This window comes from Streptomyces coeruleorubidus, assembly GCF_008705135.1.
Classification (GTDB): Bacteria; Actinomycetota; Actinomycetes; order Streptomycetales; family Streptomycetaceae; genus Streptomyces; species Streptomyces coeruleofuscus.
The window spans coordinates 1,251,026-1,271,157 of sequence record NZ_CP023694.1 but is presented as its reverse complement, the minus strand read 5'-3'; the positions used below and the strand labels follow the sequence as shown (position 1 = coordinate 1,271,157).

14 protein-coding genes are annotated in these 20,132 nt (G+C 71.9%); all 14 read left to right on the top strand.

Annotation, left to right across the window (positions count from 1 at the left end; genetic code table 11):
• Window positions 1–284 precede the first annotated feature (284 nt).
• On the top strand, window positions 285–1,763 hold the full coding sequence (locus CP976_RS05740) for a sugar transferase (RefSeq protein ID WP_150479332.1): 1,479 nt from the start codon (window positions 285–287) through the stop codon (window positions 1,761–1,763).
• A gap of 103 nt (window positions 1,764–1,866) precedes the next feature.
• Window positions 1,867–3,183, top strand: a complete 1,317-nt coding sequence (locus tag CP976_RS05735; protein WP_150479331.1) for a nucleotide sugar dehydrogenase — start codon at window positions 1,867–1,869, stop codon at window positions 3,181–3,183.
• Window positions 3,184–3,199: 16 nt separating this feature from the next.
• Entirely contained in the window at window positions 3,200–4,453 is a 1,254-nt protein-coding gene (locus tag CP976_RS05730) for a glycosyltransferase family 4 protein (RefSeq protein ID WP_150479330.1), read from the top strand.
• Complete coding sequence (locus tag CP976_RS05725) at window positions 4,450–5,820, top strand: Wzz/FepE/Etk N-terminal domain-containing protein (protein ID WP_150479329.1); 1,371 nt, start codon at window positions 4,450–4,452, stop codon at window positions 5,818–5,820. Before CP976_RS05730 ends, CP976_RS05725 begins: the two co-directional genes overlap by 4 nt.
• Complete coding sequence (locus tag CP976_RS05720; protein ID WP_150479328.1) at window positions 5,817–7,370, top strand: Wzz/FepE/Etk N-terminal domain-containing protein; 1,554 nt, start codon at window positions 5,817–5,819, stop codon at window positions 7,368–7,370. The genes CP976_RS05725 and CP976_RS05720 overlap by 4 nt, the downstream gene beginning before the upstream one ends.
• Before the next feature lie 3 nt (window positions 7,371–7,373).
• A complete protein-coding gene (gene asnB, locus CP976_RS05715; protein ID WP_150479327.1) occupies window positions 7,374–9,308 on the top strand; it encodes an asparagine synthase (glutamine-hydrolyzing) in 1,935 nt (644 codons plus the stop codon).
• Window positions 9,309–9,326: 18 nt separating this feature from the next.
• Window positions 9,327–11,498: a bi-domain-containing oxidoreductase gene (locus CP976_RS05710; protein ID WP_150479326.1), complete on the top strand. Its 2,172-nt coding sequence runs from the start codon at window positions 9,327–9,329 to the stop codon at window positions 11,496–11,498.
• A complete protein-coding gene (locus CP976_RS05705; protein WP_150479325.1) occupies window positions 11,495–13,438 on the top strand; it encodes a heparinase II/III family protein in 1,944 nt (647 codons plus the stop codon). Before CP976_RS05710 ends, CP976_RS05705 begins: the two co-directional genes overlap by 4 nt.
• 8 nt (window positions 13,439–13,446) lie before the next feature.
• Window positions 13,447–14,988, top strand: a complete 1,542-nt coding sequence (locus CP976_RS05700) for a right-handed parallel beta-helix repeat-containing protein (protein ID WP_150479324.1) — start codon at window positions 13,447–13,449, stop codon at window positions 14,986–14,988.
• 1 nt (window position 14,989) lies between these two features.
• Window positions 14,990–16,228: an O-antigen ligase domain-containing protein gene (locus tag CP976_RS05695; RefSeq protein ID WP_150479323.1), complete on the top strand. Its 1,239-nt coding sequence runs from the start codon at window positions 14,990–14,992 to the stop codon at window positions 16,226–16,228.
• 2 nt (window positions 16,229–16,230) lie between these two features.
• Window positions 16,231–17,451, top strand: a complete 1,221-nt coding sequence (locus CP976_RS05690; RefSeq protein WP_150479322.1) for a glycosyltransferase — start codon at window positions 16,231–16,233, stop codon at window positions 17,449–17,451.
• Window positions 17,452–18,696, top strand: a complete 1,245-nt coding sequence (locus CP976_RS05685; protein ID WP_150479321.1) for a class I SAM-dependent methyltransferase — start codon at window positions 17,452–17,454, stop codon at window positions 18,694–18,696.
• Window positions 18,693–19,487 (top strand): glycosyltransferase family protein, encoded by a 795-nt coding sequence (locus tag CP976_RS05680; protein ID WP_086599795.1) that lies wholly within the window; start codon window positions 18,693–18,695, stop codon window positions 19,485–19,487. Before CP976_RS05685 ends, CP976_RS05680 begins: the two co-directional genes overlap by 4 nt.
• Window positions 19,484–20,131 (top strand): PIG-L deacetylase family protein, encoded by a 648-nt coding sequence (locus tag CP976_RS05675; RefSeq protein WP_150479320.1) that lies wholly within the window; start codon window positions 19,484–19,486, stop codon window positions 20,129–20,131. Before CP976_RS05680 ends, CP976_RS05675 begins: the two co-directional genes overlap by 4 nt.
• The last annotated feature ends 1 nt before the right edge of the window (window position 20,132 follow it).

Below are 20,132 nucleotides of genomic sequence, written 5' to 3'. Positions count from 1 at the left end.
GGGCTTCGGGTGCGGGGAGCATCCGAGGTTTCGACGGGTTCCCACACGCACCTCGAGAGTCTGGCAGGACAGGCGAGTCCGCTGCCGTCGGCGCGGGTCGTTCAAGCAGCGCTGAAGCAGCCGGGATGTCATACGCGGGCCAGGGGTCTCCCGCGGGCAAAGAACAGCGCGGCGCGGGGGCCGGGGGTCCCCCGAGGGGAGGAAGCGTGCGGGGGGCGGAGCCTCCCGGGGAGAGGAACAGTGTTGGGCGACATCGTCGAATCACTGGGAACCGGGGGGGTTCTGTGCGGCAGGGGGGATTAGTCGGCCCTTCATCGTCGGCGCGCGGGAGTCTGGCGAATGGGGCAATCAGCAGGCCCGCGATCGACTGGGAGCAGCGGTACCGCCGTACCGTGATCACCAGCGACACGGTGGCCACCGCCTTGGTGGTGGCGGCGATCGGCAACTTCTTCGGGGCCCGGGACGCGGCCAACTGGCACGAGAAGTGGGGAATTCTCGCATTCGGCACCGAGCTGCTGGTGCTGGGAGCGCTCGCGGTGAGCAGGTCGTGGTCTCCGGCCGTGCTCGGCCAAGGGGCCGAGGAATTCCGCCGGCTCGGACGCTCACTGTTCGCGGCGACCGTCGTACTGGCGCTCGGCGGGATCGCCCTCACCTCGCGCAACATCAAGCTCTGGATCTTCGTCGCGGTCCCCGCGATCGCGCTCGTCACCATGACCGCGCGGTATCTGCTCCGCCTCCGGCTGCACAAACAGCGTAAGGAGGGACGGTGCCTGAGACCGGTGCTCGCTGCCGGGAGCCCGGACACCTTGCGCGACCTGATCACCCGTACCCGCAAGTTCCCGCACCTCGGCTGGCGGGTGGAGGCGGTGTGCACGACGGACGGTCGCGGGCTCGACGGTGACCAACTCGACGGAGTACCGGTCGTCGGACAACTGGCGGACGTCGCCAAGCACGTCCGCCACGACGGCTACCGCGTCGTCGCGGTCACACCGGACCCGCACTGGTCACCGGACCGGCTTCAGCGGCTGGCCTGGAACCTCGAAGGCAGCGACACCGAGATGGTCGTGGCCCCCGTGCTGATGGAGGTGGCCGGGCCGCGGCTGCACGTCGACGCGGTGCTCGGGATCCCGCTGCTGCGGGTCAGCATGCCGACCTTCACCGGAGGGCGCCGGGTGATCAAGGGGGTGGTCGACCGGGTGGGCGCGGCGGTCCTGCTGGTGCTGTTCGCGCCGCTGATGGTGCTCGTCGGGCTGCTCGTGATCGCGGACAGCCGGGGCGGGGTGTCCTACCGCCAGCGCAGGGTCGGCAAGGACGGCCGCGAGTTCACCATTCTCAAGTTCCGCACCATGGTCGCCGGGGCTCACGGGGCACGTGCCGAGCTGGCCGACCGCAACGAGGGTGCGGGGCTGCTGTTCAAGCTCCGCCGGGACCCGCGGGTGACCCGGGTGGGAGCGGTGCTGCGCCGGTACTCGATCGACGAGCTCCCGCAGCTGTTCAACGTGCTCACCGGCTCGATGTCGCTCGTCGGCCCGCGGCCTCCGCTACCGGAGGAGTCCGCCGCGTACGGCCCGGACATTCGGCGGCGGCTGCTGGTCAAACCCGGGCTCACCGGCCTGTGGCAGATCAGCGGACGCAGTGACCTGCCGTGGGAGGAGGCGGTCCGGCTCGACCTGCGGTACGTGGAGGACTGGTCGCTCGCCCTGGACACAGTGATCTTGTGGAAGACCCTGCGTGCGGTGATCCATGGGCAAGGGGCCTACTGATGCGCGCGGGCCGTCGTCCGGCCGGCGCGCGGACCGCAGGCCACAAGGGCCTGCTCGGGGGGATCGCAGGCCACCAGGGCCTGCCTGGGGGGAGGGACGGGTCATGAGAGTCAGCGTTTTCGGGCTCGGCTACGTGGGCTGCGTTTCGGCCGCGTGCCTGGCCAGCATGGGGCACGAGGTCATCGGGGTGGACGTGAACCAGGCGAAGGTCGACCTGGTCAACGACGGCAAGGCCCCGGTGGTCGAGGAGCGGATCGGCGAACTCGTCGCCGACGTCGTGAGCACCGGAGCGTTACGCGCCACCGGCGACGTCCGTGAGGCGATCACGGGCAGCGAGGTGTCGCTGGTCTGCGTGGGCACGCCGTCGGAGCCCAACGGCAGCCTGTGCACCACGTACTTGGAACGGGTCACCGAGCAGATCGGCGCCGCGCTGGCCGAGCGGGGCGGGCGGCAGACCGTCGTGTTCCGCAGCACCATGCTCCCGGGCACCTGCCTGAACCTGCTGGTACCGATCCTGGAGAAGTACGTCGGAGGCACGGCCGGGGTGGACCTGGGGGTCGCGGTCAACCCGGAATTCCTGCGCGAGGGCACGAGCGTGCGGGACTTCTTCGATCCGCCCAAGACCGTCATCGGCCAGCTCGACCCGGCGAGCGGCGACGCGGTGATGGCGCTGTACGACGGCCTGCCCGGCGAAGTGTTCCGGGTGCCGGTGCCGACAGCCGAGGCGATCAAGTACGCGGACAACGCGTTCCACGGCCTCAAGATCGGCTTCGCCAACGAGCTGGGCGCGGTGTGCCAGGCGCTCGGCGTGGACTCGCACCAGGTGATGGACGTGTTCCTGGCCGACCGCAAGCTGAACGTCAGCCCCGCCTACCTGCGGCCCGGCTTCGCCTTCGGAGGCTCCTGCCTGCCCAAGGACCTGCGCAGCCTGGTCCACGCGGCGCAGCGGGCCGATGTCTCGGTGCCCATCCTCGCCCACGTGCTGCCCTCCAACTCCGCGCATCTGCAGCGCGCCGTGGAGCTGGTCGAGCGCACCGGCAAACGCAGGGTGGGCCTGTTCGGGCTGTCCTTCAAACCCGGCACCGACGACCTCCGCGAGAGCCCGCTCGTCGAGCTGGCGGAGAGGCTCTTCGGCAAGGGGTACGACCTGCGGATCCACGACGCCAACGTGAGCCTCTCCCGGCTGATCGGCGCGAACCGCGAGTACATCGAGACCCGGCTGCCGCACCTCGCGCAGCTGCTCGCGGATTCCGTCGACGAGGTGCTCGAACACGCCGAGGTGTGCCTGGTCGGGACCAGGGATCCGGCCGTGCTGGCGGCGCTGCCCCACGGCGGCCGCCCGGTGATCGTCGACCTCATCCACCTTCCCGACGCCGAGGCGCGCCGGGCCGAACCGGGGTACGTGGGCCTTGCTTGGTGACAGATCGTCAAATGGCATGGCCGGCGGCGACCGGCCTGCCCGGCGCGCGCTGATCCTGGTGGAGAACCTGTCGGTGCCCTTCGACCGGCGGGTGTGGCAGGAGTGCACGACGCTGCGCGACGCGGGCTGGACGGTGCACGTCATCTGTCCCCAGGGGAGCAAGCGGGACACGGAGCCGGAGGCGGAGATCGACGGGGTGCGGATCCACCGCTACCCGTTGCGCGCGGCCACCGGAGGACCGGCCGGCTACCTGCGGGAGTACGGATCGGCGTTGTGGCACACGGCCCGGCTGGCCCGCAAGGTCGGCCCGGTCGACGTGGTCCACGCCTGCAACCCGCCCGACCTGCTGTTCCTGCCGGCACTGTGGCTGAAGAGGCGCGGCGCGCGGTTCGTCTTCGACCAGCACGACCTGGTACCCGAGCTGTACCTCTCCCGGTTCGACCGCGGCGAGGATCTGCTCTACCGCGCCGTGTGCGCGCTGGAACGCCGGACCTACCGGGCCGCGGACATCGTGCTCGCCACGAACGAGAGCTACCGCGACGTCGCGGTGCGCCGCGGCGGCCGACGGCCGGAGGACGTCTTCGTGGTGCGCAGCGCACCCCAGATCGACCGGTTCCAACCGGTGCCGCCGGAGCCGGAGTTGAAGCGCGGCAAGCCTCATCTGCTGTGCTACCTCGGTGTCATGGGCCCTCAGGACGGCGTCGACTACGCCCTGCGGGCCCTCGCGAAGCTGCGCGACGAGCTGGGGCGGACCGACTGGCACGCGGTGTTCGTCGGCTCCGGCGACGCCTTCGACGCGATGGTGGAGCTGTCCCGGCGGCTCGGGCTGTCGGAGCAGGTGCAGTTCACCGGGCGGATCCCGGACGCCGACCTGGTGCGCTACCTGTCCACCGCGGACGTGTGCCTTTCCCCCGACCCGCGCAATCCGCTCAACGACGTGTCGACCATGAACAAGGTCCTGGAGTACATGGCGATGGGCCGGCCGATCGTCTCCTTCGACCTCCGGGAGGCGCGAGTCTCCGCCGGTGACGCCGCCGTCTACGCGCCCGCCAACGACGAGACCGAGTTCGCGCGACTCATCGCGCTGCTCCTCGACGACCCGGAACAGCGGGCCAGGATGGGCAGGACCGGCCAGGAGCGGATCAGCGGGCCGCTCTCCTGGCGGAACTCGCAAGCGTCGCTGCTCGCCGCCTACGCCGCCGCCTGCCGTGACGACACCCCGGTGTCGGCGGGCGACCCGGTCCGCACAGAGAAGAGGCCGCGTCGTTGAGCGAGGACACCATACGCCTGGCCACCATCGGGCGGATTCTCCGCCGGCGCCGGCGGCTTCTCGCCGTCCTCGCCGTGGTGGGCGCGCTCTTCGGCTACGGCACCTCGCTGGTGTTTCCGCCGCGGTACACGACGTCGGCATCCGTACTGCTGCCGGGGCAGTGGGAAGAGCGTGAACTGCTGACCCAGGTGGACGTCGCGACCAGTTCGACGGTGGTCGACCGCGCGGCCGCCACGATCGGCTGGACGGGCGTCAGCGGCGCCGAGCTGCGGGATCGAGTGACCGCCGAGGCCGCCGACGGGAACCTCATCAAGATCTCCGGTACGGCCGACACCCCGGAGCGCGCGCAGCGGCTCTCCGACCAAGTGGCCCGGCAGTTCGTCGAGTTCGCCGCGCGGATCGCGGGCGGCGGCACCGACGCGGAAGTGGCCACGGAGCCCGAGGCGCTGCGGAAGAAGGTCGAGGAGACCAACCGCCGCATCACCGACCTGGCCAACGCGGCCGGTCCGGGGCAGACAGTGGAGAGCGTGCAGGGCCGCACCGCGCTCGAGAAGCTGCGCACCTCGCTGGAACAGGCCATGACGAAGCTGGACGAGGCCGACCCGGCGACCAGCAAGGCCGGCATGGTCGTCATGGGGCCGGCGGCCCGGCCGACCGGCGAGGCACCGCCGACGAGGACGCAGCTCATCGTCGCCGGGGCGCTGTCGTTGTTCCTGCTCGCGGTCATCGGCCATCTGGCCGCCGCACGGACGAATCGCCGGCTGCGCACCGAACCGGAGATCGCCGCGGCGCTGGGCTCGGCGCTGCTGGGCACCGTCGACGTGCCCGAGGAACAAAGCGGCGCGCACCGGCCGGAAGACCGCGTCCCACGGGCCCGGATCCGCCGCCTCCTCGGTCTCGACACCCGGTGGGACCTGCCGACGCCGCCGGGCTCCGGCGACGAGGCCGGCAGACGGATCCGCTACCGGCGGGTGTGCGCTCGCCTCCGGGACCGGACACCGGCCCCCGGGCGGCTGCTGGTCGTCGTACCGGACGGCGACGAGACCGCCCGCCGGGCCGCCGGACAGCTCGTCGCCGAGGCCGATGGCGATCCGCTGCTGCGGGTGGTGGAGGTCTCGGTGGACCGGCCGATCGTGCCGGACCGCGACACGGAGTCCGGTGCCCTGGTCGTCATCAGCGCGGGCAGCCGGACCGCGGAGGAGCTCGCGGGCATCGCCGAGGCGTGTGCGGACGGCAGGCATGAGGTCGTCGGCGTCGTCGTCGCCGGCACGGTCCGGATCCGTCCGACGAGGTCCGCCGGCCGGCCTCCGGATGACGCCACTCCCGCGCTCGCGGTTCGCGGCCAGGCGACGGGAGGTTCACTGTGACGACGAGCACGACGTCGGAGTCGTCGGCAGCCGCTCCGCTCTTCGACCTCCAGGCGCTGGTGGTGGCGGTGCGCAGGCGCCGCCGCCTCTGGTGCGCGATGGCGCTGCTGGGACTGCTGGCCGGCGCGGCGGTGGCGGTCCTGATGCCGCCGCCGCCGACGGCGGTGACCAAGGTGCTGGTCGCGCATCGGGAGGACCAGCCGAACGACACCGGAACGCTGATCCGCACCGACGTCGAGCTGCTGGGGACCACACGGATCGCCGGCAAGGCCCTGGAGGCCCTCAACTCCCGGGAAGACCCCGAGGACTTCATGCGGGACTACCGGGCCACCGGCTTGACCAACAACCTGCTGCGGATCGATGTGACAGGTGACAGCGACGCGCAAGCGGTGGCCCGGGCCAGGGCGCTGGCCGACGCGTTCGTCGCGGACCATGTGCGGCGGATGCGGGAAACCGCGAAGGCCGAGTCCCAGGCCCTGCTCGACCAGCGTGACCGCATGCGGGACGAGCTCGCCCAGGTCAACAACGCGATCGGAGACCGATCGGCGGAGAGCGACCCGAAAGCGTCGGCGAGCACGGAGTCACTCTTCGCCCGCCGGGCCGAACTCAACTCGCGGATCGCCGACTTCGACCAGCGCGCCGCGGAGGCGCGCACCGGCACGCCGCAGGTCATCTCCGGCACGCAGATCGTGGACGCCCCGCGTGCGGTGCGGCACTCCCTGCCCAGGGCCGCCGCCACCAACGCCGCGATCGGACTCGTCCTCGGGCTCGTCCTCGGGCTCGCGCTGGCCGCGGTCGGCACGGTGGTGGCGGACCGCCCCGTGCTGCGCCGGGACATCGCGGCGAACCTGGGCGCCTCGGTCATCGCGGAGCTGCCCCGCCGGTCGGGCAGGCTGTGGCAGCGCCGACGGACCCGAGCGGCACGGATGAGGCTCACCCGGACCCTGGCCCGCACCGTGCGTGGCTCCGCGGAACCGCTGTCACTGCTGGAACTGGGCTGTGCGCGCGGCACGAGCGCGCTGGCCCTGGACCTCGCCGGGGCGATGGCGGCGGAGGGGCCGGTGGCCGTCATCGACGGTCTGCCGGGACCTCAGCTCGCGAACCGCCGCCCGAAGCCGGGCGACCCCACCGTGGTCAGCGGCGAGCCTGCCGCGGGTGTGTCTCCTCAGGAACGCCGGATCGGCGTCGGATCGGTGGCGCCCGGCACGGCCTGGACCGACCTCCGGTACCTCGGCGCCCGGACCGTGCTCGTCGTGCGTGCCGGGCACGGCAGCGCCGCATGGCTGCACACCGTGGCGCGACAACTGGCGGACCAGCGCATTCCGGTGATCGGGGTGGTGCTGATCGACCCCGATCCGCGTGACCGGACCGACGGCACGCTGTGGGACGGGCCGCACACCGCGCCACGCGGCCGGAGCGAGCGGCCGGCCGGGCAGAACGGTGGGGGTACCTCCCACGCCGTTCAGGCAGTGGGGGAGGGCCCGGTGCGGACGGAACGGCAGCCGCTGTGGGCCGCACGGGTCCCGGACGACGACCAGGAGGCGCGGTAGGACATGTGTGGCATCGCAGGCACTTACCGATGGCCGGACGGGAAGGCCGTGACCGACCGGCTCACCGAAACCCTCGCCCACCGCGGTCCGGACGGGGCGGGCCGCTACGGCCACCCCGTCGGTGACGGCGAAGTGCAGCTCGGGCACCGCCGGCTGGCCATCATCGACCTGTCCGAGACCGGCGCCCAGCCGATGGTCTCCGACGGCCTCGCCCTGACGTACAACGGCGAGCTGTACAACGCGCCCGAGCTGCGGGCCGAACTGGCAGCCACCGGGGCGCGCTTCCGCGGCACCTCCGACACCGAGGTGCTGCTGGAGGCCTGGCGGCGCTGGGGCACGGACTGCCTGCCCCGGCTGCGCGGCATGTTCGCGTTCGGGATCTTCGACGAGCGCACCGGTGAACTGGTGCTCGCCCGCGACCAGTTGGGCATCAAGCCGCTGTTCCTGCTCCGGCGCGGCACGGGCCTGGCTTTCGCCTCCGAGCTCAAGGCGCTCGCCGCCGCGACCGGCGGGAAGCTGGAGGTCGACCACGCGGCGCTGGTGGCCTCGCTGCTGTACTACTGGGTGCCGGACTCGCGCTGCGCGTTCCGCGAGGCGGAGAAGCTGCCGCCGGGGAGCTGGCTGAGATGCCGGCCCGACGGCCGGGTGGAGCGCGGCCGGTTCTGGAACCTGAAGGACGTCGCGGCCGAGGGCCGGGAGCGGGCCCGGGCCGGCGAGCGGCCGGACCTGGCCGCCATCGTCGAGGAGTCGACCCGGCGCCACCTGCTCTCCGACGTACCCGTGGCGACCTTCCTCTCCGGCGGCCTCGACTCCAGCTACCTGACCGCCCTCGCGGCCCGCCACCGTCCCGGGATCTCCGCCTACACGATCGGATTCCGCGCCGAGGACGCCAAGTTCGAGGCGATGCCGGACGACCTGCGCTACGCCCGGCAGGTGGCCCGGCGGTTCGGCGTCGACCTGCACGAGATCGAGATCGCCCCGAACGTGCTCGACCTGCTGCCGCGGATGACGTACCACCTGGACGAGCCGATCGGCGACCCCGCCGCGATCAACACGTTCCTGATCTGCTCGGCCGCCCGGGAGGCCGGAGTGAAGGTGATGCTCTCCGGGATGGGTGCCGACGAGCTGTTCGCCGGGTACCGCAAGCACCTGGCCAACCTGCTCGCGCTGCGCTACCAGCGCGTCCCGCGGCCCCTGCGGCGCGGCCTGTTCACCGCCGTGGACCGGCTGCCGGTCGCCACGGCCCGCCGGGGGTACCGGTCGGTGCGCTTCGCGAAGCGGTTCCTCTCGTTCGCCGATCTGCCGGAGGAGACCGCGTTCCGGCGCAGCTACACCATGTACGACCAGGACGAGTTGCTCGCCCTCGTCGCCCCGGACCTGGCCGGGACGGTCGAGGACGTACTGACCGAGCATGCGGACACCTACCAGGACAACGACCTCGACGATTTCGTCAACCGCATGTGCCTGACCGACGCCCGGATGTTCCTGCCGGGCCTGAACCTCACGTACACGGACCGGTCGAGCATGGCCGCGTCGACCGAGGTGCGGGTGCCGTACGTGGACGTCGAGGTGGTCAGGGCGGCGTTCGCCGTACCCGGCGATCGCAAGATCGTCGGACGACAGGGGAAGGCCGTCCTCAAGGAGGCGGCCGTCTCGGTCCTGCCCCGGGAGATCGTGTACCGGCCCAAGGGCCTGTTCAGTGCCCCGCTGCGCGCCTGGATGAGCCGGGATCTGGCACCGCTGGTACGCGAGGTGGTGCACGACGGCGAGCTCGTGCGTTCCGGGTTGCTGCGCCGCGAGGCGCTGGCGCGGATGGTCGCCGAGGACGCCGCTGGGCAGCGGGACTTCTCCAAGCATCTGTGGCATGTGCTGACCCTCGAGTACTGGTATCGCGACGCGACCTCTGGGTCCGGCCAGAGCACTCGGTCAACGGCTTAGGAAATCAGAGGAGTTCGGGTGAAGCAGGTTGTACAGAACTACAAGAGCGGCGAGCTGGCGGTGCTCGACGTGCCGGTGCCGGGATGCAAGCCGGGTGGTGTGCTGGTCCGCAGCGCCTTCTCGCTGATCTCCACCGGGACCGAGCTCATGAAGGTGTCCGAGGCCGGCATGTCGATGCTGGGCAAGGCCCGCTCCCGCCCGGACCAGGTGGCCAAGGTCATGCAGAGCGTGGCCACCAACGGGGTGCCCGCCACCTACCGCAAAGTGATGGGCAAGCTGGACTCCTACACGCCGCTGGGCTACTCGCTGTGCGGGGTGGTCGAGCAGGTCGGCGCCGGGATCGACGACGTGAAGGTGGGCGACCTCGTGGCCTGCGCCGGCAACGAGCACGCGCTGCACGCCGAGCTGAACTGGGTGCCGAAGAACCTCTACGCCCGGGTGCCGGACGGCCTCGCGCCGCCGCACGCGGCCTTCGGCACCGTCGGGTCGATCGCGTTGCAGGGCGTTCGCCAGGGCGAACCGCAGCTCGGTGAGGTGGCACTCGTCATCGGCCTCGGGCTGATCGGGCAGTTGGTGGTGCAGCTCCTGGCCGCCTCGGGAGTCCGCGTCGTCGGCGCCGACCCCGACCCGGCGCGCTGCGAGCTCGCCGAGCGCCTGGGCGCCCAGGCCGCCGGCGATCCGGCGTCCGCGGCCGTGGAGTCCGCCGTCGCCGAACTCACCGGCGGGCACGGCGTGGACCAGGTGTACCTGGCCGCAGGCGGCGGCAGCAACCAGCCCGTGGAGCTGGCCGCGCGGCTCTGCCGGGACCGCGGCCGGGTCGTCGACATCGGCAAGTGCCGCCTGGACCTGCCGTGGAACGCGTACTACGAGAAGGAACTCGACGTCCGCTTCTCCCGGTCGTACGGACCCGGGCGCTACGACCCGGAGTACGAGCTGGAGGGGCGGGACTACCCGATCGGCTACGTGCGCTGGACCGAGCGCCGCAACCTGGCGTGCTTCCTCGATCTCCTCGCCCGCGGCAGCGTCGACGTGGAGCCCTTGATCTCCCACGTCGCCGAATTCGACGATGCCGTCGAGACGTACCAGCGCCTGAAGGACGGCGACTTGAAGGCCGTGGCCGTACTGTTCCGCTACCCGGACCACACGGCGCAGGCAGAGGCCCCGGCGGTGGCCGTGCCTACGGTGAACGTGCAGCGGAGCCCGGCCCGGGCCGCCAGGACGCCCGTACGGCTGGCGTTCGTCGGCGCCGGGAACTATGCGACGTCCATGCTGCTGCCGCACCTCGCCCAGCGCGACGGCGTCGAGTTGTCCACGGTCGTCACCACGACGGCGCTGTCCGCGGCCAACGCCCAGCGTAAGTTCGGCTTCGCCGAGGCGACCACCGACCTCGACGCCGTGCTCGGCGACAAGTCCATCGACGCGGTCTTCGTCGTCACCCGGCACAGCTCGCACGCCGAACTGACCCGGCGGGCACTCCTCGCCGGCAAGACCGTGTTCGTGGAGAAGCCCCTGGCTCTCACCGAGGACGAGCTGGCCGGCGTGCTCGCGGCGGTGGAGGAGTCCGGCAACGACCGGTTGCAGGTCGGCTTCAACCGCCGGTTCTCGCCACTGCTGCGGGAGGCCCGGCAGCGCTTCGGCACCCGGACGGGTCCGGCGAACCTCCGCTACCTGGTCAACGCGGGCCGGCTGCAACATGGCAGCTGGTACCTCCAACAAGGCGCGGAGGGCTCCCGGTTCGCCGGCGAGGGCGGACACTTCATCGACACGGCGAGCTGGCTGCTCGATGCCGACCCGGTATCGGTGTACGCGGTCGCCACGTCCGGCAACGAGGACCTCCAGGTCGTCCTGCGCTACCCGGACGGGTCCACCGCCACCATCAGCTACGTCACCACCGGCCCGGCCGGCTTCCCCAAGGAGACGCTGGACCTGGTCGCGGACGGCCGTGCGCTGCGGCTCGACGACTTCGTCCGTGCGTCGGTGTACGGCTCCAAGCGGTGGGTCAGTTCGCGGCTGCCCAAGGCCCGGGACAAGGGCCAGTCCGCCGAACTGGCCGCCTTCGTCAAGGCCGTGCGGACGGGCGGGCCGATGCCGGTGCCGCTCCAGTCGCTGGTCGCCACCACGGCGGCCACGCTCGCCGTGCAGGCCGGCCTGGCGGGCGGTGCGCCGGTGACGCTGGCGAGGTCGCGATGACCATGAGCGCGGGCTGGTACCTGCGGCGGCTGTCCCGCATGGGACCGCGGGAGGTCGGCGGCCGGGCGGTCGACGCGGTGCGCAGGCGGTGGTGGCGGTCGGCGCGGCCGGCCTGCCCGAGCGTGACCGGCGCCCGGTTCACCGCCGTACTGCCCGCCGGGACGATCGCCGCGATACCTCCGGACGCCGCGAAACGTCTCATCGCCGAGGCGGACCGGCTGATGTACGGGCACGCCGAGTACTTCGGGGTGGTCCGCGACGACCTGGCCGATCCGGACTGGTGGTGCGACCCGAAGACCGGGCGCCGGGCTCCGTGGGGCTACGCCTTCGACGTGCCGTACCGGGACGAGGAGGCGGTCGGGGACATCAAGCAGATCTGGGAGCTGTCCCGGCATCAGTACCTGACCCAGCTCGCCGCCGCCTACGCGATCACCGGCAACGAGCGGTACGCCGAGCGAGTGGCCGAGCACCTGCGGTCGTGGTGGGCCGCCAACGCGCCGCTGCGCGGGGTGCACTGGATCAGCGGCATCGAGCTGGGCATCCGGCTGCTGTCCTGGGTATGGATCCGCCGGCTGCTCGACGGCTGGCCGGGCGCGGCCGGGCTGTTCGAGGGCAACCCGGTCGCGCTGAACCAGATCTGGCACCACCAGCGCTGGCTGGCCGCCTTCCCCAGCCGGGGATCTTCGGCGAACAACCACGTCATCGCCGAGGCGGCCGGGCAGTTGGCGGCGGCCTGCGCGTTCGGGTGGTTCCCTTCCTCGGCGCGCTGGCGGGCCGACGCGCTGCGCTCGCTGGAGCGGCATCTGCGAGGCAACACCTTCGACTCCGGTCTCAACCGCGAGCTGGCCACCGAGTATCACGGACTGGTACTGGAGCTCGGCCTGGCCGCGGTGGCCGAGGCGGATGCCGCCGGCGTGCCGGTTCCCGCGTCGATCCGGCTGGTGCTGCTGCGGATGACCGACGCGCTCGCGGCCATCGTGGACAGCCGCCTGCGGCCGCCGCGCCAGGGGGACGCGGACGACGGACACGGTCTGGTCGTGGACGGCGCGGGCACCGACCGCTGGGGCTCGCTGCTGGCCACCGGGGACGCCGTGTTCGGCCGGCTCGCGTGGTGGCCGGAGGTGACCGGTACCGATGTGCGCACCCCGCTGCTCGCCGCGCTCATCGAACCCACCGAACCCGCCGCGACCCGCCCGGCAAGCCGGCCGGCGCACTTCGCGGACGCGGGGCTCACCATCCTGCGCGGCCCGGAGGAGATCTGGTGCCGCTGCGACGGTGGCCCGCACGGCTTCCTGTCCATCGCCGCGCACGCCCACGCGGACGCGCTGTCCGTGGAGGTCCGGCACGACGGGGTCGACGTGCTCGCCGACCCGGGGACGTACTGCTACCACGGGCAGCCCGAATGGCGGCAGTACTTCCGGTCGACCCTCGGGCACAACACGCTGCAGTTGAACGGCAGCGACCAGTCCGTCTCCGGCGGCCCGTTCCTGTGGCTCCGGCATGCCAGGAGCCGCGTCCTGGCCGTGGACACCTCCGGCGAGGGGGTGGCCCGCTGGTGTGCCGAGCACGACGGTTACCAGCGCTCCGTGCACCGCCGCCGGGTGGAGCTGACGGCCGCGAGCCGGGAGCTGAGGGTGGTCGACGAGGTGCGCGGCCCGAGCCGGGACGTACGCCTGGCGTTCCACCTCGGCCCGGCGATCGCCGCGGATCTGGTGGGGAACCGGGCGGTGCTCACCTGGGTCCGGGACGGCGAGGGGTGCTCCGCGGTGCTCGACCTGCCCGGGCAGTTGTCCTGGCGGGCGCATCGCGGCGAGACCGGCCCGCCACTGGGCTGGTACTCCGCCGGATTCGGGCGCAAGGAACCCACCACCACGCTGGTCGGCACGGGCTTCGCCGACGGCACGCAAGGGTTCACCACCGAACTCAGGTTCCGCGGCTAGGGGGGCGGGTGGGGATCAAGAGGCGGTACTGGGCGTGGGCGGCGGCACCGCTGGCGCTGGCCCTGCCGGCGGTGACCGGCTGTGAGAGCACGGGCACGGACACGAGCACTGCGGACGCCCGGGCGAAGCCGACCGCCGCGCCGTCGTCCACGCCCGTGGCGCGGGTGTGCGCCAAGCCCGCGGCCGGGCCGGTGAAGGCGCCGGCGGGCGCGGTGACGGTCGACCCCGCGGTGGTCGGTGACCTGGCGGCGAAGACCAGGAACAACCCCCCGAACACCACGTTCTGGCTTCGACCGGGCAAGCACAGGCTCGACCCGGACCGCTACGCCCAGGTCATCCCCAAACAGGGGAACCGCTACCTCGGCGCCCCGGGCGCGGTGCTCGACGGCCGGAAGACCAACCAGTACGCGTTCGGCGGTAGCGCCCGCGACGTCACCATCCGCCACCTGACCGTGCAGCGTTTCGTCGCGCCGCATGACGAGGGTGTGGTCAACCACGACTCGGCCGACGGGTGGGTGATCGAGCATGCCACGATCCAGAACAACTCCGGCGCCGGGCTGATGGCCGGTGCCCGCCAGCGGGTCCGCGCAAGCTGTCTGCGCGGCAACGGTCAGTACGGCATGAACGCGTACAAGGCCACAGGCCGTATCAGCGGTCTGGTGGTCGAGGGCAACGAGATCACGGGCAACAACACCGGCGACTGGGAGCGGCGGCGGAAGGGCTGCGGCTGCACCGGAGGCGTGAAGTTCTGGGCCGTCAACGGGGCCGACGTGCGCGGCAACTGGGTGCACGGCAATCGCGGAACCGGGTTGTGGGCGGACACCAACAACAACGACTTCCGCATCGAGAACAACGTGGTCGAGGCCAACGACGGTGCCGCGCTGATCTACGAGACCAGCTACAACGCCGTCATCCGGAACAACACGATCCGGCGGAACAACTGGGTCGAGGGCCGCAGGCAGGCCGACCGCGGCGACAACTTCCCGTTCGCGACCGTCTACCTGTCCGAGTCCGGTGGCGAACCACGGATCCGAGCCCGCACGGACAAGATCGAGGTCTACCGGAACGTGCTGGAGGACAACTGGTCCGGGATCACCCTGTGGGAAAACGCCGACCGGTTCTGCAACAGCCCGGCCAACACCTCGTCCGGTGACTGCACTTTGCTGGTACGCGACACCGACCGCTGTGCGAACCCGGCGATCGCCGAGCCACCCCTCTACGCCGACTGCCGGTGGAAGACCCAGCGGGTGGACATCCACGACAACCGCTTCGTGCTGGACAAGTCCGTCGTCAAGTGCACGGCGAAGTGCGACCGCATGGCGGTACTGGCCAACTACGGCACCTACCCCGACTGGTCGCCGTACAAGGGCAAGCGGGTGGCCGAGGCGATCACCCACGAGCAGCACAACCGCTGGCACGACAACGTCTACCGGGGACCGTGGAAGTTCGTCGTCCAGGACCCGAGCCAGGTGCTCGACCCAGGGCATTGGCAGGGCCCGCCGTACCAGCAGGACGCGGGCAGCACCTTCGCGGAACGGGCCGGTGGTTGAGATGGACCGTGACCGCACCACCACCACACCGAAGACCGTCGGGATCGTCTGGGGGCTGCTGGTCCTCAACACGCTCGGCTCCGCCGGGGCGAAGACCATCGTCCCGCTGCCCCGCTCCCTCATCCAGATGGTCACCATGGGCGCGCTGGTCGCCGCGTTCGCGCTGGCGCTCGCGGTCAATCTCCGGCTGCGCCTGCGAGCCGGCGCCTTCCTGTTCCTGCTCACCCTGCTGCTGGTGCCGAGCGTGATCTCCAGCGCGCACCTGGAGTCCGGGTTCGGCGCGCTGTTCCGCTGCGCCCGGCTGGCTCTCTTCGTCGGCACGCTGTGGCTGCTCAGCCGCTGGTGGGACGGCGGCACGACGTTCGTCCGGCACCACATCCGGATGTACTTCGCGGTGCTCGGGTCGGTGGCCGCCGGCCTGGTCATCTCACCGGGCGCGGCTCTGCCCGAGCTCTACGGCGGGCGGCTGGTCGGCGCGTTGTGGCCGCTCACCCCGCCGCAGATCGGACAGTACGCCGCGGTGATCACCGGGCTCACCGTGCTGCTCGTGCTGGGCCGCCGGACCGACAGGGCCGGCGCGGCGCTGGTCATCGTGCCGTCACTCGTCCTGCTCGCGTTGACCCACACCCGGACGGCCACGCTCGGCCTGCTCATCGGACTGGCGTTGGCGATCGGCTCGCTCGTGCTGACCAGCGCCGCCGCCCGCCGGTTCTTCACCTGGGCGGTGCTGTGCGCCGGGGTGGCCGCGGTGGGGTTCGCCTCCGCGCTCCAGGCCTGGTTCCTGCGCGGACAGAGCCAGGAGCACTTCACCAGCCTCACCGGCCGGGCCAAGGTCTGGGACGCGCTGCTGGCGGCGCCCCGGACGACCACGGAGCAGGTGCTGGGCGTGGGTCTGGGCGACAAGTCGTTCGGCGGGCTGCCGATCGACAACAGCTGGCTGGCCGTCTACCACGAGCAGGGTCTGACCGGAGTCGCCTTGGTGGCGGCGATCATCATCGTGCTGGGTGGCGTCGCGTTGCTGCGGCCGCCGTCGCTGTCGAGGGCCTGCGCGATCTTCCTGATCAGCTACTGCGCGATCGCGTCGTACACCGAGGCCGGCCTCGGCGACGCCTCACCGTATCTGCTGCACCTGGCGGTTGCCGCCTCGCTGCTCGCGGCACCTGCTCCGGCCGCTCCTCTCGACGCCCGAAGTCCCTCGACCACGCATCCCGTGCCGGCCCGGAGATCGGAGGTGACCTGAGCATGCACGTCCTGGTGGTGCACAACCGCTACGCCTCGGCGCAGCCGAGCGGGGAGAACAGGGTCGTCGACCAGGAGGTGGAGCTGCTGCGCGGGGCCGGCCACCGGGTCGAGGTGTTCGAGCGGCGCAGTGACGACATCGCCGCCCGGTCCCTCCTCGCCAAGGCGGCGGTGCCACTCCTGGTGCCGTGGAACCCGGTGGTCCGCGCGGAACTCGCCGCCCGGCTCCGCAGCGAGCGACCGGACGTGGTCCACGTCCACAACGTCTTCCCGCTCCTGTCGCCCGCCGTGCTGGCCGCTTGCGCCGACGCCGGCGTGCCCGCCGTCGCCACGCTGCACAACTACACCCAGGTCTGCCCGCCCGGCACGCTTCAGCGGGACGGCCGGCCGTGCACCGAGTGCGTCGGGTCGGCCCCGCTGCCCGCCGTCCGGCACGGCTGCTACCGCGGCTCCCGGCTGGCGACGGTGCCGCTCGCGGTCAGCCTGTCGGTCAACCGGCGGCGGTGGTGGTCCGGCGTGGAGCGGTTCCTCTGCATCTCCGCGGCGCAGCGCGACGTGCTGGTGCGGTCCGGCATGCCGGCCGAGCGGCTGGCGGTGAAGCACAACTTCGTGCCCGACCCGGGCGCCTGCCGAACGGGCCCCGGCGAGCACGTGCTCTATCTCGGCCGACTCGCGGAGGCCAAGGGCGTACGGCTGCTCATGGCCGCGTGGGACGAGATCGCGGCGAGCGGCGGCGTGGGCGTACCACTCGTGATCGCCGGCGCGGGGCCACTGGAGCCGGAGGTGACCGCCTGGGCGGCGGGCCGGGACGACGTGCGCTACGTCGGCCTGTACGACCCGGCCCAGTGCCGTCAGGCCATCGCGCGGTCGGTCGCCGTGGTGGCCCCCTCGACGTGGCTGGAGGCGTTCGGCCTGGTCGTCGTGGAGGCGATGGCGGCGGGGGTCCCGGTCGTCGCCGCCGGTCACGGCGCCTTCGTCGAACTCGTCGAGGACGGCGTGACCGGGCTGCTGCACCGGCCGGGCGAGCCCGCCTCGCTCGCGTCCCGCATACGCCGGATCGCGGCCGGGCCGGCCCGCAACCGGGAGATGGGCCAGGCGGCCCGGCGCCGCTACGAGCAGGGGTTCAGCCCGGCCGTCGGGCTGGAGCGCCTGGTGGAGGAGTACCGCACCGCGATCGCGGGACGGACGGAATCAGCGGGGGACGGAATCAATGGGGGGCAGTAGATGACACGATGCCGACTCTGCGGCTCGGCGACGCTGGCGAGCGTCGTCGACCTGGGGGCGACGCCGCCGTGCGAGAGCTTTCTCGCCGCGGACCAACTGGACGAGCCGGAGCCGGCGTACCCGCTGCACCTGCGGGTCTGCACCGACTGCTGGCTCGCGCAGATCCCGCCGCTGATCACGCCGGAGGAGACGTTCAAGGAGTACGCGTACTTCTCCTCGTACTCGACCTCCTGGGTGGAACACGCGCGCACGTTCGTCGACGGTGCCGTACAGCGGGTGGGACTCGACACCGAGGGCTCCGACGCCTTCGTGGTCGAGGTCGCGAGCAACGACGGATACCTGCTGAAGCACGTGGTGGACCGGGGGATCCGCTGCCTCGGCATCGAGCCGTCGGTGAACGTCGGCGCCGCGGCGCGCGAGGCGGGCGTGCCCACGCTCACGGAGTTCCTGAGCCCGGACACCGGCTCGGCCGTCCGCGCCCAACACGGCCCGGCGGACCTGGTCGTCGCCAACAACGTGTACGCGCACATCCCCGACGTGGTCGGGTTCACCCAGGGGCTGCGCGCCCTGGTCGCCGACGACGGCTGGGTCTCCGTCGAGGTGCAGCACCTGCTGACCCTGATCGAGGAGAACCAGTACGACACGATCTACCACGAGCACTTCCAGTACTACACGGTCGCGTCAGCGACCCGGGCCCTTGCGAGCGGCGGACTCACGCTCGTGGACGTCGAGTTGCTGCCCACGCACGGCGGTTCCATCCGGCTGTGGGCCCGGCCGGCCGAGGTGGCGGGCGAGCCGACGCAGCGGGTGGCCGACGTGCTGGACCGGGAGAAGGCCGCCGGGCTGCAAGAGCTGTCCGGGTACACCGAGTTCTCCGCCCGGGTGGCCAAGGTGCGCCGGGACCTGCTGCGGTTCCTCGTCGAGGCGGCCGAGCGCGGCGAGACGGTCGTCGGCTACGGCGCCCCGGGCAAGGGCAACACCCTGCTCAACCACTGTGGCATCCGGCCCGACCTGCTCCCGTACACGGTCGACCGCAACCCCTACAAGCACGGCAGGTTCACCCCGGGCACCCGCATCCCGATCCTGCCACCCGAGCAGATCGCCGCCGACAAACCGGACTACGTCCTCGTCCTGCCGTGGAACCTGCGGGCCGAGCTGGTCGAGCAGCTGTCCTTCGTGCACGACTGGGGCGGTCGGCTGGTCTTTCCCATACCGGAACTGAGCATTGTCGAGGTCAAGGCATGAAGGTCGTTCTGTTCTGCGGCGGTTACGGGATGCGGATGCGGAGCGGTGCCGCGGACGACGTGCCCAAGCCGATGGCCATGGTCGGCCCGCGACCGCTGATCTGGCACGTCATGCGCTACTACGCGCACTTCGGGCACACGGAGTTCATCCTGTGCCTCGGGTACGGGGCCCACCACATCAAGGACTTCTTCCTCAACTACGAGGAGACGACGTCCAACGACTTCGTGCTGCGGGGCGGGCGGACCGAGCTGCTGTCCACCGACATCGCGGACTGGACGATCACGTTCGCGCAGACCGGCATCGAGTCACCGATCGGGGAGCGGCTGCGCCGGGTGCGCCACCACCTGGACGGCGACGAGATGTTCCTGGCCAACTACGCCGACGTGCTCACCGATGCCCCGCTGCCGGAGATGATCGACCGGTTCGCCCGGCGCGACGCCGGCGCGTCGATGATGGTGGTGCCGCCGCAGTCCTCGTTCCACTGCGTGGACCTGGGCGAGGACGGCCTGGTGGGGGGCATCACCGCGGTGAGCGAACTGCCGCTGTGGGAGAACGGCGGCTACTTCGTGCTCCGCCAGGAGGTCTTCGACCACATCCCGGAGAACGGCGACCTGGTCGCCGACGGATGCGCCCAACTGGCCAAGCGCGGACGGCTGGTGGCGCACCAGCACCGCGGCTTCTGGAAGCCGACCGACACCGTGAAGGAGCGGGCCGCGCTCGACGACGCCTACGCCCGGGGCGACCGCCCGTGGGCCGTGTGGGAACGGGACGGCGCGGGGGTGAGCGCGTGATCCGGCTCGGGGCCGGGCGCCTGGACCGGATCGTCGCGGTGGGCGCGCACTGCGACGACATCGCCATCGGCGCCGGCGGCACGCTGCTGACTCTGTGCCTCGCGCGGCCGGGTGTCCGCGTCGACGCGCTGGTGCTCTCCGGCGGCGGCAGCGAGCGGGAGCAGGAGGAGCAGGCCGCGCTCGCCGCCTTCTGCCCGGGCGCCGACCTGCGGCTGACCGTGCACAAGCTGCCGGACGGCCGGCTGCCCGCGCACTGGGAAGAGGCCAAGGCCGCGGTCGAGGAACTGCGCGAGCGCACCGACCCGGATCTGGTCCTCGCCCCACGTACCGATGACGCGCACCAGGACCACCGCGGCCTGGCGCGGCTGATACCGACCGCGTTCCGCGACCACCTCGTCCTCGGCTACGAGATCGTCAAGTGGGACGGCGATCTCGGCCGTATGGCGGCCTACCAGCCGCTGCCGCCGGAGATCGCCGAACGGAAGGTGCAACTGCTGCAGGAGCATTACCCCTCGCAGCGGCACCGGCCCTGGTACCACCGGGAGGCCTTCCTCGGGCTGGCCCGGATCCGCGGCATCGAATGCCACGCGCGCTACGCCGAGGCGTTCGCCGTCACCAAACTCACGCTCAATCTGGGGGGATGAA